We start from the raw sequence: 13,001 nt of genomic DNA on the forward strand, positions 1-13,001 counted from the left end.
CTAACAGCGCATGTTATTTTGTTATTTAGCATCTAAAGTTAAAAACAATAGAAAAACAAATAGATATGAGAATTCTTTTAGTATTAGTATGCATGTTAAGCTTTAGTTTTATTTATGCCCAACCAGGTGGTGGCGGACAAGGTGGCCCTCCAGGTGGTGGTAGAAGCATGAGTAGTAGCCAAGAACGCCCAAAGATGGTAGAGTTTAACGCGACTAAAGTAGCAGGTATTTTTAATTATGATGATGAAGCTGCTATTAAGAAGATTAAAATTAAGAAAAAACATAAAGATCTAATCTTAAAGGTGCGTAAAGCAATCGAGAAGTATAATATTCGTGTTAACGAAATTGCGCTTTTAAACAAGGATAATTTTGATACGTTAAACGTATATGTAAATGCACAAATGAAAGCGATGCAGTCTAGTCGTCAAAACAGCCAGACGGGTGGTAATAGTAGTATGGATCGAGGAGATGATAGTGATAGCCCAATGAAAGCTTCACGCGAATTAATTAAACAAAAAATTGATCCTGCTAAAAAAGAAGTTAAAGTTGCCGAAGGAAAACTAAACACGCATTTGGAATCTATTTTAAGCGAAAAGCAATATGCAAAATGGCTTAAATATCAAGCAAAAGTTAAATCGGAGTTGATTGCAGAACCAGAATCGAATAATAATAGTGATTCGGGAATGTCTCGTGGCGGCGGACAAGGTGGCCCTCCAGGTGGTGGCATGCGTTAATAAAATAAGTATAGAATAAAAAAAAGGCTAAAATTCAAATTTTGAATTTTAGCCTTTTTTAGTTTATAAGTTATCTATGGTAAATGCTTTTATTTTGGTCCACGTATCTATAAATTCTATTCCGGTCCAGCCGTGTCCAGCTTCGGGATAAAGTGTGTACTCGTGGGTAACGTTAAGTTTAGATAGTTTCTCGTTTAAATCTGCTCCTTGGCTTATTGGTATCAATGGATCTTGTCCGCCATAAAACAAAATAGTTGCAGGTGCATTAGCTGTTACTTGGTGTAATGGGCTTGCTTCTTCTAAGTATTCTACGGTAGGATCTTCTCCAAACAAGGTTAAAAAAGCATCTAATTCACTACTTTCTTCTGCTGCTAAAGCAAAATTAGGATCGGTTAAATTTGTTGGACCAACAATACTACAAACCATATTTGTTTTTTGTAAGGTATCAAAACTATAAGCCCATAATAAGGCTAAATGCCCACCAGCGCTTGCTCCAATAAACCCAAGCTGATCGGAAATAGAAAGCTTTATTTGGTTCGTTTTTAAATATCTAATTACCGTGCTAATATCATTAGTTTGCATTGGGTAAGGCTTGTTATTGCTATCTGCTAAACGGTAGTTCATATTCACTATGGCTACATCTGGAAAGTCTTGAATTAAAAGTGTTTTTAACGGATCCATTTCTGCTTTATCACCAGCAGACCAACCACCACCATGTATTAATATTATAATTTTAGTATCTGCGGTTCTATCGGCAGGCAGGTATAAATCAAAAGTTTGATTCTCATCATCACCATATACTATATCCAACTCTTCGTACTCCAAAGTCGTATCTAAGATATCCGCTGTAGCAATAGGTTCTATTTTTTCTGAGCAGCTTAAAATAGTTATAACCGCCAAGAGGTTTATGGATAAGATTTTAAGAAATTTCATATAAATAATGTTTTTTGTAAAAGCTTTAATTGAAGTATTTTAAACTACTTCATTATATGTTAAAAATAATATTTACTTTGTAGCGTTAAATAATGTAACGCAAGATAGTTATTATGGCTGAATTTTTAAGAATTTATGAGGAGAACCCAAATCCAAAACAGATTGAAAAAGCAGTCGCTATTTTGAAACGCGGCGGACTCATAATCTACCCAACCGATACTGTTTATGGTTTAGGTTGTGATATTACTAACGTTAAAGCTTTAGAGAAAATTGCACGTATTAAAGGTGTTAAGCTCGAAAAAGCTAATTTTTCGTTTGTTTGTCACGATTTAAGTAATATTAGTGATTACGTAAAGCAAATTGATACGTCTGTTTTTAAAATACTTAAACGTGCGCTTCCTGGGCCTTATACGTTTATTTTACCAGGTTCTAAAAACTTACCAAACCCGTTTAAAAAGCGAAAAACAGTTGGTATTCGTGTGCCAGATAATGCTATTGCGCTCGATATTGTAAAGCTTTTAGGAAACCCGATTATATCAACATCTATACATGATGAAGATGCGGTTTTGGAATATACCACAGATCCAGAATTAATTTTGGAAAAATGGGATAACCTAGTCGATTTAGTAATCGATGGTGGTTATGGTGATAACGAGGCTTCTACGGTTATTGATCTTTCTGATGGTGAACCTATAATTGTTCGTGAAGGTAAGGGGAGTTTAGATATTTTTTAATTGATACTCTTTTTTAAAACTGGTACGTTTCTGTTAATTTAGAAATGATGTCTTTAATAGCCTTTTCCTTGGTTATGTTTTCTCTGTAATAGTCAATGTTCAATATTGGGTCTTTTTTAAGGTCGGCTTTATTGTATGGGTATTCCAGTTTTTCTAGTATAGCACTTAGTGGTTCGTTGCTAAAACTTATTTTAACGTCTTTTACTTCCTGAGCCTCATCATTAGAGTTCGTGGAATAAGAGAAACTCGAACCAAAACTAGTAACTTCATGTTTTCTTATGGATATGGCTGTATCATCAGTAGCTTTTTCAATTTCTTCAATTATACATTTTTCTTTACCAGAATTACAGCTAAAAATAATAAACGCGATGAGAATTAAAAGATAGTAGTTTTTTTTATGGTTTGAATTTTTCATGAGTTGGTGGTTTGTTTAGTTGTTTTTCGTTTATTCGATATTCACATTTGATAGTCTGTAACTCGTTTTCTAGTTTTTATTCTTTTGAATATTCTTCGATTAATATTGATCCTGTAATTAAATTACCTGCAGCATCAAAAAATTGATTTTCTTTTCTGACGGTCAAAAGACTGTTATTATTTGATAAAATCATTTCATCGTATTTCTGACTTAAATTAGCTAAAACCATTCCAAAAGATACAATGCCAGATATTTGATAACCGTTTATTGAGCTATAAGACCAATTTTCATCAGAAATCGATTGAACTGAATCGTAACACTCTCCGTTTATATCTTCATTAAATTTTGATAAAGTATAACCTTGGTTGGAAGAAAATATCATACGATTTCTTTCTTCACATTCAGAAAGTGGTTCTTCGGATATTGGGATTTCATTTAAATCAAGTATTGTTACGTATTCAAGTTTCCAGTTCCCAATTATTGGGTCTTGATTTCCTGAACTGTCATCATTTGAACACGATAAAATGATAAATCCAATTAAAAATCCAATCAATAAATTTAGTTTATTCATTGTGTATATGTTCGTTCAGTGTAAGAACCGTAGTGTGTTATATGATAATTAAATTTCAGTTTTTACTTAGCTAAATATAAATATTTTGCTTTTATTTTTTTTTTACTATAAACGCCAAATTTTATATTTAGCGGACTTCATTAATATGCACAGACCTTTCGGTTTATCACAAACGTCCTATGTTTTTTATACCTTGTTGGCAGTAGTTATTGCTTTTCATACTGTAATATATCAAATGTGCAATTATCATTATCAGCTTTCAGAAAATTGTCATTTTCTATATTTTCATCTAATGTTAAACGCATTAAATAACCAAAATTTTTACTTTCTCTTTCTAATTCATTTTTTCTTTTAAGTCCAATAATATCTAAGGAGTATATTCCTTCTTCAATTTCTAAACCAAGAGATGTATTATACTTCTCTAGAATTCCTTCAGGTCCACTTGGAGTTAAATCACTTTTTTCAGTTATGTTTTGCTTTATTAGACTTGATTCATATTCCATAAAATCAAAACTTGAAAAACACAATTTGTTTTCTTTTCCAACTTCGATATAGAATCCATTGTATTCATACACTTTTAAATAATCTTTTGGAATATTCATTTCACTTTCATTTACAGAAACAAATAGTTCATACTCAAATGATGCTAATTGGTATATTGGAAGAATTTTTCCGTCTTTGATTGTTTGATGAAAGAACTCTTTATTTTTGTCAAAATATGATATGTATTTCTTTGCCCGACATTTCTTTAATTTTAAATAATCACAAAAAACGTCTGGTGAAAATATCATTATCCCATAACCATCTGCACTTAAATCTCCTATGTTTGTCATTTTTTTCTAATTACTGTCAACTACGGTACATGCGTACTTGTTTAGAAGTAAAAATACAATTTCGAAAGCGGAACTCATAAAGAATTTTGTAATAATTAGGCTACTACGATGTTAAAGTGAAAATCTCGCAGAGAGATACGAGCGAGGAGGTGTAATGAAAAGCCTTGTTAACTATAGCCCATCATTATTTATAGTTGATATTGAGTCTTTATTTTGATTTAATACTACCTTAACAGATCTAATTTCACCTTTTATACTAGGTTGTTTTTTTAAGAACATAGTTTCAAAAAGTTCTGTTTTTTTTACAAAGGTAAGGCTGTCTAGTTTTTTGTTGTAACAACTAAAGTAGAATGTACTGTTTTTAGGTAGGTTTAGCCTTGGAGCTAAAAGTGATTTAATTCCGTGATATTCTAGTTTTTGTTCTTGAAGTTCTTTTTCTGTAAAAATGGCAATAGAATATTGTATTTCATCCAATAATGCTATTTCTTTTTCAGGCGTAGATCCAACTGCAGCAAACCATGATCTCTCTCTTTCCTTTATTCGCTCTATTAAACGTTGTTTTGTTCTATCTGGATAGTAATGAAGTTCTATAACTTTATATTTGTTTACACTATCTTGTTCATTAACGTTTTTAATGCGTATTTCACTACCTAATTTGTTTTGAAAAACATTAGTAAGAAATTCATTTCCTTTTCCTCTGTTAATAAAAATATTGAACCCTAAACTATCTATCTTTTCTTCGAATTCATTTATATATTTAATGATTTTATTAGATTCTGCAATATGGTTTCTACCAATTTGGTAAGGATTGGTGTAATTACTACTATATTTTCTATTCGCCTGTATTAACGCAGAGTGTATTGTTGTTGTGTCGTTTGTATAGTATAGAATTGTGTTTATCTTGTTTGCTAGGTTATTGGTTAAATTATTGAGTTCTTCAACTTTATTATTTCTTGCTGCAATATGCTTATTTACTTCAGAAACGGGGCCTCCGTAATGAATCATTTCCATTTCTCTTTTAGCCTTGTAGTTATGAATCATTTCTTCAAAAGAATAACCAAAAAGTTTCATTAAAATCAAGCCTATTAAAATGCTGTAAATGCCATATTTAAGAATAAGGAAGCCTATTTTATCTGCTTTCATGGAGGTGAATGTGTTATTGCGTTTTTATTGTTATTGTATGTTCATTATTTTTATTTCAGTTGTATATGAATATGGTCATCGTGTCTAACTGCCCTACACCCGTGATATCTTATTCTATTTTCTTTTAAATTCATTCTGCTTTTTAAATGCGGTTCAATAAACAGCTTTCCTAAATCTTTACTTTTTAAGATGTTCTCTATTAGTTTTTTTGTTCCTTTTTTCGAGAAAACCAATTCCTTATTAATTTCTCCTAAAGTTAAGTGTTTTGGAAAGTCATATTGAAAAAATCCATTTTCTAAACACTTTTCAATTTGATTGAATTCACTTGGTTTTGGGTTTTCAAAAAATCCGTAACCGCTAATAGATTTTTGTTTATTCGTAATAATTCCGTTTTGAGTTTCGTAAATTAAACTGATGTCAATTTTCTTTCCATCATTATGGCTTAAATGTGGAAGTAAAGGGAACTTATTAATGAAAGGGAAATTAGCATCTAAATAATGAATTTCAATATTCGTTCCGTTTAATTCTTTTTCCGTTTTGTTTAATAATTCGTTCAGTTTAGGCCTTACATAATTCCTGTTCAATAAAACAGTCATATAATTCGTTGGTTTTATTTTTTCGGAATGTTTTACTTTTTCTCGTCCAAAAAATTGTGATATTACTGGAACAATTAAAAGTGTCGAAAAAAGATAAAGACTTAAAAAAATAATAAGAGTTTTAAATTTCAGTTTTGTATTCCATTTTTTAGAAATTATTAAACTTGCCAAATAAATAATTCCACCGATTTGAGTTATTACAGTTAGAAAGACAAAAAGGAATGTTTTATATATTATTTTTAGTAGGATTTTCAATTTTGAGTTCTAATTTTTGAATGAAGTGCAACGGTATTCTGTAATAATAGATCGATTTTTTGTGTGATTATTTTTCGTAAAAACATCAGAAGCTAGCAAACGAGCAACAAACTTTGGTTTAGCTAAAACTAGCAATTTTTTATATTCTTTGTTACTTGCTGGCTTTTATTTTTTTATCTCTTCTTTTTCTTAAAGCAATTATTTCTAATTCTAAATCTGATAATGCGATTTTCATACTTTCAGCTCGAATTTTTTTTATAATATTCTGTTTTTCTTTTTCAGTTGTAAGCTTCTCGTATAATTCAGGTGAAGGTGGTAAAATATTAACCGTCGGATTGTCAAAACTCCTGCTTATTCCACACGTATTCAGTCGAAGGAATCCATTTTCCTTTTTTCTCAATAGATGGTTCGCAATATTTCCAGTTTTTTCCAACATAAACATTTCCTTTATTGTCTTCGCCGTCCAAAGATTCAATTACTTTTATTTTGAAACTCAAATCTGAGTTATTTACCTCAATAACTTCTCCAATAAAAATGCATTCGGAATTTTCCATTTCATATTTCTGTAAATCAGAAAGTTTCTTTACTGGACAATCACAAGCAAAACTTTTGAATGAAATTAAAATAAGAATTATAGCTAATTTTTTTTTCATAGTTTTGAGTTTTAGCTTGGAGGTAACGGTCTTCTGTATGATTAGTTGCGTGTTTCAGCAACTAATTTAGCAAATAAATCACAGATAGAATATTCCGCAGGAATGTTCGTAAGTCGGAAGTGACCAAGCAATTAATTATACACGGTGTTGTAAATTGGCTTTTTTTATTTTATAACTCCGCTAAATGTTTTTGATTCGTTATAAACAGTAATTCCGAAAAGATTCCACTTCAAAATTCCATTTGCAGTAAATTCAGCTTTTCCATTCGGTTTATAATTATTAGTTTCAATCAAGGTAAATTCCCAATCGTAACCACTAACAAATCCAGTCAGGAAACTATTACTCTCTATAGGAATCAATTCGTTTTGTTCAATCGAATATTTTACGAGCATATTTATATCAAAAGTCAAATTATCTTCGAGCTTTACTTTTTCTACTTTTGAATTATTCTTTTTGTTATAGTTGTTTGTTATTGTGATTCGGTTCGTTTTTTCCTCCGAATTAGCAGCAGAAATTACTTGAACAATTCCAATTACCATTACAAATATTGAAACAACTTTAAATTTAGGATTAAAAATTTGTTTACCTTTTCTAATAAATCCGACAATCAGATATAGAAAATAGAAAACAATAATTAAATTAATAATTGACCAAAGTAAATGTATCATAGGTTTTCGTTTTTTAGCTTGTTTACAACTAACGTATAAGCTTACTTATTAAGAAGTAAAAATACAATTCCAAAGGGAAAACCCTAAAAAAAATGTAATAATTAAGCTACTAGAAGATTGCTGTAGTAACCAAACCTTTGTGCTTAGCCTTGCGTTAAGGATTGCAGTGAAAATCCCGCAGAGAGGCACGAACGAGGAATTGTAACGTAAAGCCTGACCCGATAGGGTAACGCCCAAAAAGCGAAATTAGGAATATGTTATTAATTTGGTTCTTTAATGTTGATGTATATATTACGTGTTCAAAGGTTAAAGTGACCAAACAAAAACCATATAGAAAACTTGTGAGAATTTTGGAGAATAGGGCAGGGCCAAACAATTATTTAGAGATGGTATTTGGCCAAGGTTATTTTTATTCGGCTAACGCTTTTGCTTTGTTCCAAAGGTTTTTTCCTGTGTTTTTAATCTCGTCTCCGGTTTGCTTTAGGTTTTCTGCGCTAGAGTATTTCTCCATATTTTCTAAAAAGATTTTTAGGTTATCGATGGTTTTAAAAATTTCGTCGGTATGAGGCACATTTTGTTCTTTCATTACTTTTTTCCAATCTACTTGTGCTAAAATTGAAAACATATATTTTGTAGCTATTTTACTTAAAAAGTACTTATCGTAAACGCCATTGAGTACTTTTCCGGGCTTTCGGTTCTTTACATACTCTATAGATTCGTCTATTCTTTCTTTGTCTCCAGAGGAAAGTAATTTGCTTGTTTTTAGTTTGGTTAAGGCTGCAATTGCTTTTTCATTATCTTCGTTTTTTAGATATAAATAGCTTTCAACAGACCATACAATTTCATTGTCTAAACCAATTTTCTTGGTGTCTTTTAAAAACATTTCAAAATCTTCCAGGGCACGTTTTTCATCAATTTCCCTTTCCATCATTAATCTATCAAACCCTCTAAATAAATGATTTAAAGAATGAATTCCTATATGGGTTTGCTCATTATTGAGGTTTCCCCATTGAAATAGCGCTCTTGTATATGGCAAGTCGATTTCTTTGTTGTGGTTTAACCAGTCTATGTTTCTAGAAATTTCATCTTCGGATAAATAATAAAGCCCTTTTTCAAAAAATAAAAATCCTCTAAAATACTGTAACAGTGTTTTTATCTCAGAATCTGGTAGTAATTCTGGGTATGTTTTTGTGCACTCATAGAGTGATACTTCTTTACCTAAATCTTTACTTAAAATTACAATGGCGCTTAAAATGGAGTGTTCTATATTTTGAACATACACTTTATCTTCTCCTTTTAGATATTCTTTTTGTTTGCTAATAGAATCGCCATAAGCCAAATTGAAGGCGTCTATTAATGTTGGAAAAATATCTTCGTCGGTTTCCATTATAAAATCTTCCATATTTTTATAATCACGATAAATAGAAATGTAATCGAGTACAGAAAGGCTTTCCGGGTTATCTAAATCGTGTTTTACGACCTTGTTGAATATTCTATCCAGATCAGATTTAAAAGATTGAAATTCTGGGGATATGGTGTTTTTTTCTGCGGAAGCTCTAATGAGTATTTTACCAAATTTGTAAGTAGCAACTTTATAAGAATCTAGGTTTTCTACTAATTCTTTTTTGTCGTTTTCTAGTAATTCTTTATCTGTTTTGCTCTCGTTAGAACAACTAAAAATGAAGACAAGTAATAAGACTAAAACTATTTTTTTCATGCTTGGTTCTTTACTAATGTTGAGTAAGGTCTATGTATAACAAAAAATACAACGGCCTTTGATGAAGCCAAAATAGTAATTATTTTTCTATGATATGGAAGGTTTCCGTTTTTTAGATTTTGTATCTTTTTAACTTTTTTTCAAACATATTTTCCGCAAAATTATTTTGAAGATAATTATTAGCTAATTCCCAAATCAAGTCCATCATATCATTACCTTCTTCTATTATACCCACTCCTTCATTTTCGGCAATTTCTCCTTGCGAATTAATATATTTTCGTTCAAGATTTCCGTTGATGTATTTTTCAAAGTAATAGGTATCAGAAACGTCTGAAATCATAAATTGTATAATTTTGCCATCAAAAATTGAGATGTCGTAAACTTGTCCCAACTCTGTAATTATGAGAGTTCCTGTTTCAGTTTGTAAAATATCAATTGATTCATCATCATCGCGATAACTGCTAGAAGCTTCTTCAAAGTCTACTTCTCTTAAAAAAGTAATTTTACATTCTAAAATCTTTTCAATTTCTTGTTTTTCTATTTTATTTTCAATTAGTAATCCCGCAATATTAAATCCCATGTTTTAATTTTTAATTTCAGATATATCCCGATAAATTTTATTTTCCTTGCCTATTAATACTGCTAAATCTTCATTTAGTACAATATTTAAAATTTCGTTTTTAATACTATCTATATTTTCATAATCAATATCAATAACTACTATTTTTTCATATTCTTCAAAAATTAAATAATTTCCCCAAACCATTTTATTTGGTAATTCAGGAAATTGCAATTTTATAAGCTTTATTACGTTTTTTAAACTTTCAGTAGCATCCGTTTTCTTTTGATTTAATTTTTTACTGATTCCAATCCATGTTATTTTATCTGAATCTTTAAGTAGTTCTTTTTCTGATATAATTATTGAATATTTCATCTTTGTATCAATGTTGTTTTAAATTGCTAGTAGGTTTTACATAACAAAACGGAAATGACTTTTTGTTATGTACTTAATTATCATTTTTTGTGTTTCGCTGCGTGTAGCTTTTATTCAGCTGTAAATTCGTTGATGTTGTATTTAATATTTTTTTAATTTTCTAAATTTCGTTAACTCAAGGTTTTAATTGAACGTTAATATATTCCAAAATGACCAAGACTTAGTTTTAATAATAACTTGTGTAGTTGTTTTAATTCTCTTTTAAGCTTCAATTTTATGGTAAAGTGTATTCTAACCCAGAATATATACTTAAAGCTCCAATTACAATATCGTTTCTTGACATAGAAACTCCATTTAAAGTGATAGAGATACTAACATTATCATTAGGGAAATGAATAGAAATAGATTGAAAACCGTCTAAAAGGCCTGTGCCGCCAAAACCCATTTTTTGATAAAAGGGAATAGCTATTAAACCTAATCCATAAATGTCTGTACTGTTTGCTTGCATTTGTTCCAATGAGATTGCTGAAACTACATTGCCATCGAAAAGTTCTTGAAAAAAAGTATTTAAATCTTCAGGGTTTGAAACTATAGAACCCGTTCCATTCACAAGAGTTGTATTTGTTTCAGTTGCTAAAATCCAATCATTAGATTCAGGATTATAGGATAATGCCTCGTTATTAGTTGTATCTATTGCTTCGCCATTATAGGTGTTTGTTAAACCCAATGGTATTACTATTCGGTCTCTCAAAGCATCTGAATAAGGTTTTTGGTCTATGCTTTCAATAATAAAGCCTAAAACAACATAGTTTGTATTGGAGTAAAGCGTTTGTTCATTTGGTTGAAAAACAGTTCCATTCTCTATAAATAAGTCAATTAGTTGTTGCTGTGTTGCTGGTTGGCTTACAATATCAGTACCGTATGCGGTATCTGTGTAATTGAAAAGACCACTTTTATGCCTCAATAAATGTTCTATTGTAATTAAGTTTGAATTGGGTAACTCTGGAAAATAAGTATCAAGTGTTGTTGATAGTGTGAGTTTATTTTCCTCAATTAATTGCATAATCATAGATGCTGTAAACGTCTTTGTTATTGATGCAGTTCTATATTTGGTTTGGGGTGTTGCTGAAATGCTATTTTCAATATCTGCTTCTCCAAATGATTTTTGATAATCTAATTGTCCGTTTTTAAATATGGCCACACTTCCCATTCCAAGATTTTGCTCCTCAAGTGTTAAAAAGAAAGTATCCATTTTATTTCGGTCAAAATTTTCTCCAAATTCAAAACTTTCGATTGTGTTTTCTGAACAACTTACTGTGAAGCATAAAATTAAAATGCTTAAAATTTCAAGTTTAATGTTTTTCATAATTATCTGTTTAAGATATAATTTTCCATCTTTTTTTCAACGCCAATCCAATTATGATAAAGTGGTTTTATTGAAAATTTAAATTAATATTTTATCAGTTATCGCTCTCGAAAAGGCAAATTGCTTGTAGGGATTGTCCTTTTTAAGTTTTCATTATCAGCTAAAAAAACAACGGGGTTGGAGTAATTTCTCTACCTTAAAAATATTTACACTTTCCATAGTATAGTTATTAATTTGATAAATAGAAACCCAAAAAACAGGCTATTGCACCAATCGAAAATAGTATTCCCATAATTGTGCTAAAATATTTTTCTCCTAAAAAATTATACCACCAACGTTGGCTATATCCTGAAGGCGAAACTGCCCAATTCCATTTTTTAAAATTCCCAACGGAAAAGATAAAAAGAACTATTGAACCAACTAAATATCCATAATGTGGGTTCTGTGACATAAATTCTTTGGCTTGATTGAATAATTCTTCCATTCTTTCTTTATCTGTTGTTTTTGACTGTTATAATAGCGCCGTGTAAGGATAATTTTGTGTTTGCATGCAAGAATTTTTCGCAGGAAAATTAGACGTATCAAAAGTGCAACTACCTTTGGTTAGATTTAAAATAGTAATTGTTTTTATAGGGAGCTGTAGCGCATTTTTTAGATGTGTCCATTCATTCTAACTATATCTGTTCCAATTTTAGCTTTTAATTCCATTAGAAATTCTTCTTTTAAATCTGGCCAGTTCCAAAAAGTAAATCCAAAATTTGAAAACGCTATTGAATTATCCGTTTTATAATTTATTAAATTATTTTCTTTTAAACAATGTGGACAGATTAAAGATGCATTTTCATTATTTGTCCATTTGTCAAATTCTGGAAAAACAGTATCAAATCTATTTAATTGTTCCTCGGTACAATTGTCAGTAAAAAAATCTTGAGGTGTTATTCCTTCAAATCTGTCGGTAATACAATTTGGGCATTCTAATTTAGTCATTGCAGTAAAGGCACCTGCGTTAAATACTTCTCTTTCCGTTTTTATTTCAACTCCGCATACTTTGAGTCTTAATATATTTTCGTCAGAGCCAATTACATCTATATGTTTGTTTCCTGGTTTATAACCTTTGTTACTCATACTTAAAATACAGTAAGATAATTCACTTTCTATTATTTCATTTGATTGTAACCATTTTAGAATTTTTTCACTCAATTCTTTTGGGTTTTCAACTTCTTTTACTGTACAAATAGTTATATAATTATCACTCATTTTATTCGTAATTCGATTTTTTAAAATGTTAGTTAAGAGACATAGTTACACAAGTTAAAGATTAGAGTTAACACTAAAATAGTAAATTTCTAATTAATCACTTAGCCAAAAAAATTATCGGTTAGTTTTTGTTTTCCATATATCTTTCGCTTTTTGCTAAAGTCCATATATTCAGTACTTGGCTTTTAAGTC

Annotated in this window: 16 protein-coding genes; 2 read left to right on the top strand and 14 right to left on the bottom strand. The window is 30.1% G+C overall.

The genetic code is table 11. From position 1 onward, the window contains the following. The first annotated feature begins 65 nt into the window (after positions 1–65). Entirely contained in the window at positions 66–734 is a 669-nt protein-coding gene (locus tag V6246_RS01230) for a hypothetical protein (RefSeq protein WP_341558621.1), read from the top strand. A gap of 63 nt (positions 735–797) precedes the next feature. Here the strand turns inward: V6246_RS01230 and V6246_RS01235 are convergent, their stop codons facing one another. Next, positions 798–1,667 (bottom strand): alpha/beta hydrolase, encoded by an 870-nt coding sequence (locus tag V6246_RS01235; RefSeq protein ID WP_282148332.1) that lies wholly within the window; start codon positions 1,665–1,667, stop codon positions 798–800. A 113-nt stretch (positions 1,668–1,780) separates the two neighbouring features. Between V6246_RS01235 and V6246_RS01240 the strand changes: the two genes are divergently transcribed. After that, positions 1,781–2,401 carry an L-threonylcarbamoyladenylate synthase gene (locus V6246_RS01240; protein WP_042503747.1) on the top strand — a complete coding sequence of 207 codons (621 nt, stop codon included), beginning with the start codon at positions 1,781–1,783 and terminating at the stop codon, positions 2,399–2,401. A 13-nt stretch (positions 2,402–2,414) separates the two neighbouring features. On the opposite strand, the gene V6246_RS01245 is transcribed toward V6246_RS01240, so the two are convergent. The 13 genes from V6246_RS01245 to V6246_RS01305 all read right to left on the bottom strand — a co-directional run bounded on the left by V6246_RS01245 (position 2,415) and on the right by V6246_RS01305 (position 12,809). Continuing rightward, positions 2,415–2,816 (bottom strand): hypothetical protein, encoded by a 402-nt coding sequence (locus V6246_RS01245; RefSeq protein WP_341558622.1) that lies wholly within the window; start codon positions 2,814–2,816, stop codon positions 2,415–2,417. 76 nt (positions 2,817–2,892) lie between these two features. Continuing rightward, positions 2,893–3,387: a lipocalin family protein gene (locus tag V6246_RS01250; RefSeq protein ID WP_341558623.1), complete on the bottom strand. Its 495-nt coding sequence runs from the start codon at positions 3,385–3,387 to the stop codon at positions 2,893–2,895. Positions 3,388–3,593: 206 nt separating this feature from the next. After that, positions 3,594–4,220: a hypothetical protein gene (locus tag V6246_RS01255; protein ID WP_341558624.1), complete on the bottom strand. Its 627-nt coding sequence runs from the start codon at positions 4,218–4,220 to the stop codon at positions 3,594–3,596. Positions 4,221–4,391: 171 nt separating this feature from the next. Further along, positions 4,392–5,363, bottom strand: a complete 972-nt coding sequence (locus V6246_RS01260; RefSeq protein ID WP_341558625.1) for a hypothetical protein — start codon at positions 5,361–5,363, stop codon at positions 4,392–4,394. Positions 5,364–5,413: 50 nt separating this feature from the next. After that, entirely contained in the window at positions 5,414–5,959 is a 546-nt protein-coding gene (locus tag V6246_RS01265) for a hypothetical protein (RefSeq protein WP_235833551.1), read from the bottom strand. A gap of 593 nt (positions 5,960–6,552) precedes the next feature. Continuing rightward, complete coding sequence (locus V6246_RS01270) at positions 6,553–6,867, bottom strand: hypothetical protein (RefSeq protein WP_341558626.1); 315 nt, start codon at positions 6,865–6,867, stop codon at positions 6,553–6,555. Positions 6,868–7,031: 164 nt separating this feature from the next. Next, positions 7,032–7,535, bottom strand: coding sequence for a hypothetical protein (locus tag V6246_RS01275; protein ID WP_341558627.1), 504 nt, complete (start codon positions 7,533–7,535; stop codon positions 7,032–7,034). A gap of 409 nt (positions 7,536–7,944) precedes the next feature. Further along, positions 7,945–9,252 (bottom strand): short-chain dehydrogenase, encoded by a 1,308-nt coding sequence (locus V6246_RS01280; RefSeq protein WP_341558628.1) that lies wholly within the window; start codon positions 9,250–9,252, stop codon positions 7,945–7,947. A 112-nt stretch (positions 9,253–9,364) separates the two neighbouring features. Then, complete coding sequence (locus V6246_RS01285; RefSeq protein ID WP_341558629.1) at positions 9,365–9,832, bottom strand: hypothetical protein; 468 nt, start codon at positions 9,830–9,832, stop codon at positions 9,365–9,367. 3 nt (positions 9,833–9,835) lie between these two features. After that, positions 9,836–10,186 (bottom strand): hypothetical protein, encoded by a 351-nt coding sequence (locus V6246_RS01290; RefSeq protein ID WP_341558630.1) that lies wholly within the window; start codon positions 10,184–10,186, stop codon positions 9,836–9,838. 274 nt (positions 10,187–10,460) lie between these two features. Beyond that, positions 10,461–11,552 carry a serine hydrolase domain-containing protein gene (locus tag V6246_RS01295; protein ID WP_341558631.1) on the bottom strand — a complete coding sequence of 364 codons (1,092 nt, stop codon included), beginning with the start codon at positions 11,550–11,552 and terminating at the stop codon, positions 10,461–10,463. 229 nt (positions 11,553–11,781) lie between these two features. After that, positions 11,782–12,036: an Imm17 family immunity protein gene (locus V6246_RS01300; protein ID WP_042503755.1), complete on the bottom strand. Its 255-nt coding sequence runs from the start codon at positions 12,034–12,036 to the stop codon at positions 11,782–11,784. Positions 12,037–12,203: 167 nt separating this feature from the next. After that, on the bottom strand, positions 12,204–12,809 hold the full coding sequence (locus V6246_RS01305; protein WP_341558632.1) for a hypothetical protein: 606 nt from the start codon (positions 12,807–12,809) through the stop codon (positions 12,204–12,206). Positions 12,810–13,001: the final 192 nt, after the last annotated feature.

The sequence above is a fragment of the Algibacter sp. TI.3.09 genome (assembly GCF_038154905.1).
GTDB lineage: Bacteria > Bacteroidota > Bacteroidia > Flavobacteriales > Flavobacteriaceae > Algibacter.

Excerpts from the sequence above, each read along its gene's own strand:
- V6246_RS01230 (WP_341558621.1), top strand. The coding sequence starts at position 66 with ATGAGAATTCTTTTAGTATTAGTATGCATGTTAAGCTTTAGTTTTATT.
- V6246_RS01235 (WP_282148332.1), bottom strand. The coding sequence starts at position 1,667 with ATGAAATTTCTTAAAATCTTATCCATAAACCTCTTGGCGGTTATAACT.
- V6246_RS01240 (WP_042503747.1), top strand. The coding sequence starts at position 1,781 with ATGGCTGAATTTTTAAGAATTTATGAGGAGAACCCAAATCCAAAACAG.
- V6246_RS01245 (WP_341558622.1), bottom strand. The coding sequence starts at position 2,816 with ATGAAAAATTCAAACCATAAAAAAAACTACTATCTTTTAATTCTCATC.
- V6246_RS01250 (WP_341558623.1), bottom strand. The coding sequence starts at position 3,387 with ATGAATAAACTAAATTTATTGATTGGATTTTTAATTGGATTTATCATT.
- V6246_RS01255 (WP_341558624.1), bottom strand. The coding sequence starts at position 4,220 with ATGACAAACATAGGAGATTTAAGTGCAGATGGTTATGGGATAATGATA.
- V6246_RS01260 (WP_341558625.1), bottom strand. The coding sequence starts at position 5,363 with ATGAAAGCAGATAAAATAGGCTTCCTTATTCTTAAATATGGCATTTAC.
- V6246_RS01265 (WP_235833551.1), bottom strand. The coding sequence starts at position 5,959 with ATGACTGTTTTATTGAACAGGAATTATGTAAGGCCTAAACTGAACGAA.
- V6246_RS01270 (WP_341558626.1), bottom strand. The coding sequence starts at position 6,867 with ATGAAAAAAAAATTAGCTATAATTCTTATTTTAATTTCATTCAAAAGT.
- V6246_RS01275 (WP_341558627.1), bottom strand. The coding sequence starts at position 7,535 with ATGATACATTTACTTTGGTCAATTATTAATTTAATTATTGTTTTCTAT.
- V6246_RS01280 (WP_341558628.1), bottom strand. The coding sequence starts at position 9,252 with ATGAAAAAAATAGTTTTAGTCTTATTACTTGTCTTCATTTTTAGTTGT.
- V6246_RS01285 (WP_341558629.1), bottom strand. The coding sequence starts at position 9,832 with ATGGGATTTAATATTGCGGGATTACTAATTGAAAATAAAATAGAAAAA.
- V6246_RS01290 (WP_341558630.1), bottom strand. The coding sequence starts at position 10,186 with ATGAAATATTCAATAATTATATCAGAAAAAGAACTACTTAAAGATTCA.
- V6246_RS01295 (WP_341558631.1), bottom strand. The coding sequence starts at position 11,552 with ATGAAAAACATTAAACTTGAAATTTTAAGCATTTTAATTTTATGCTTC.
- V6246_RS01300 (WP_042503755.1), bottom strand. The coding sequence starts at position 12,036 with ATGGAAGAATTATTCAATCAAGCCAAAGAATTTATGTCACAGAACCCA.
- V6246_RS01305 (WP_341558632.1), bottom strand. The coding sequence starts at position 12,809 with ATGAGTGATAATTATATAACTATTTGTACAGTAAAAGAAGTTGAAAAC.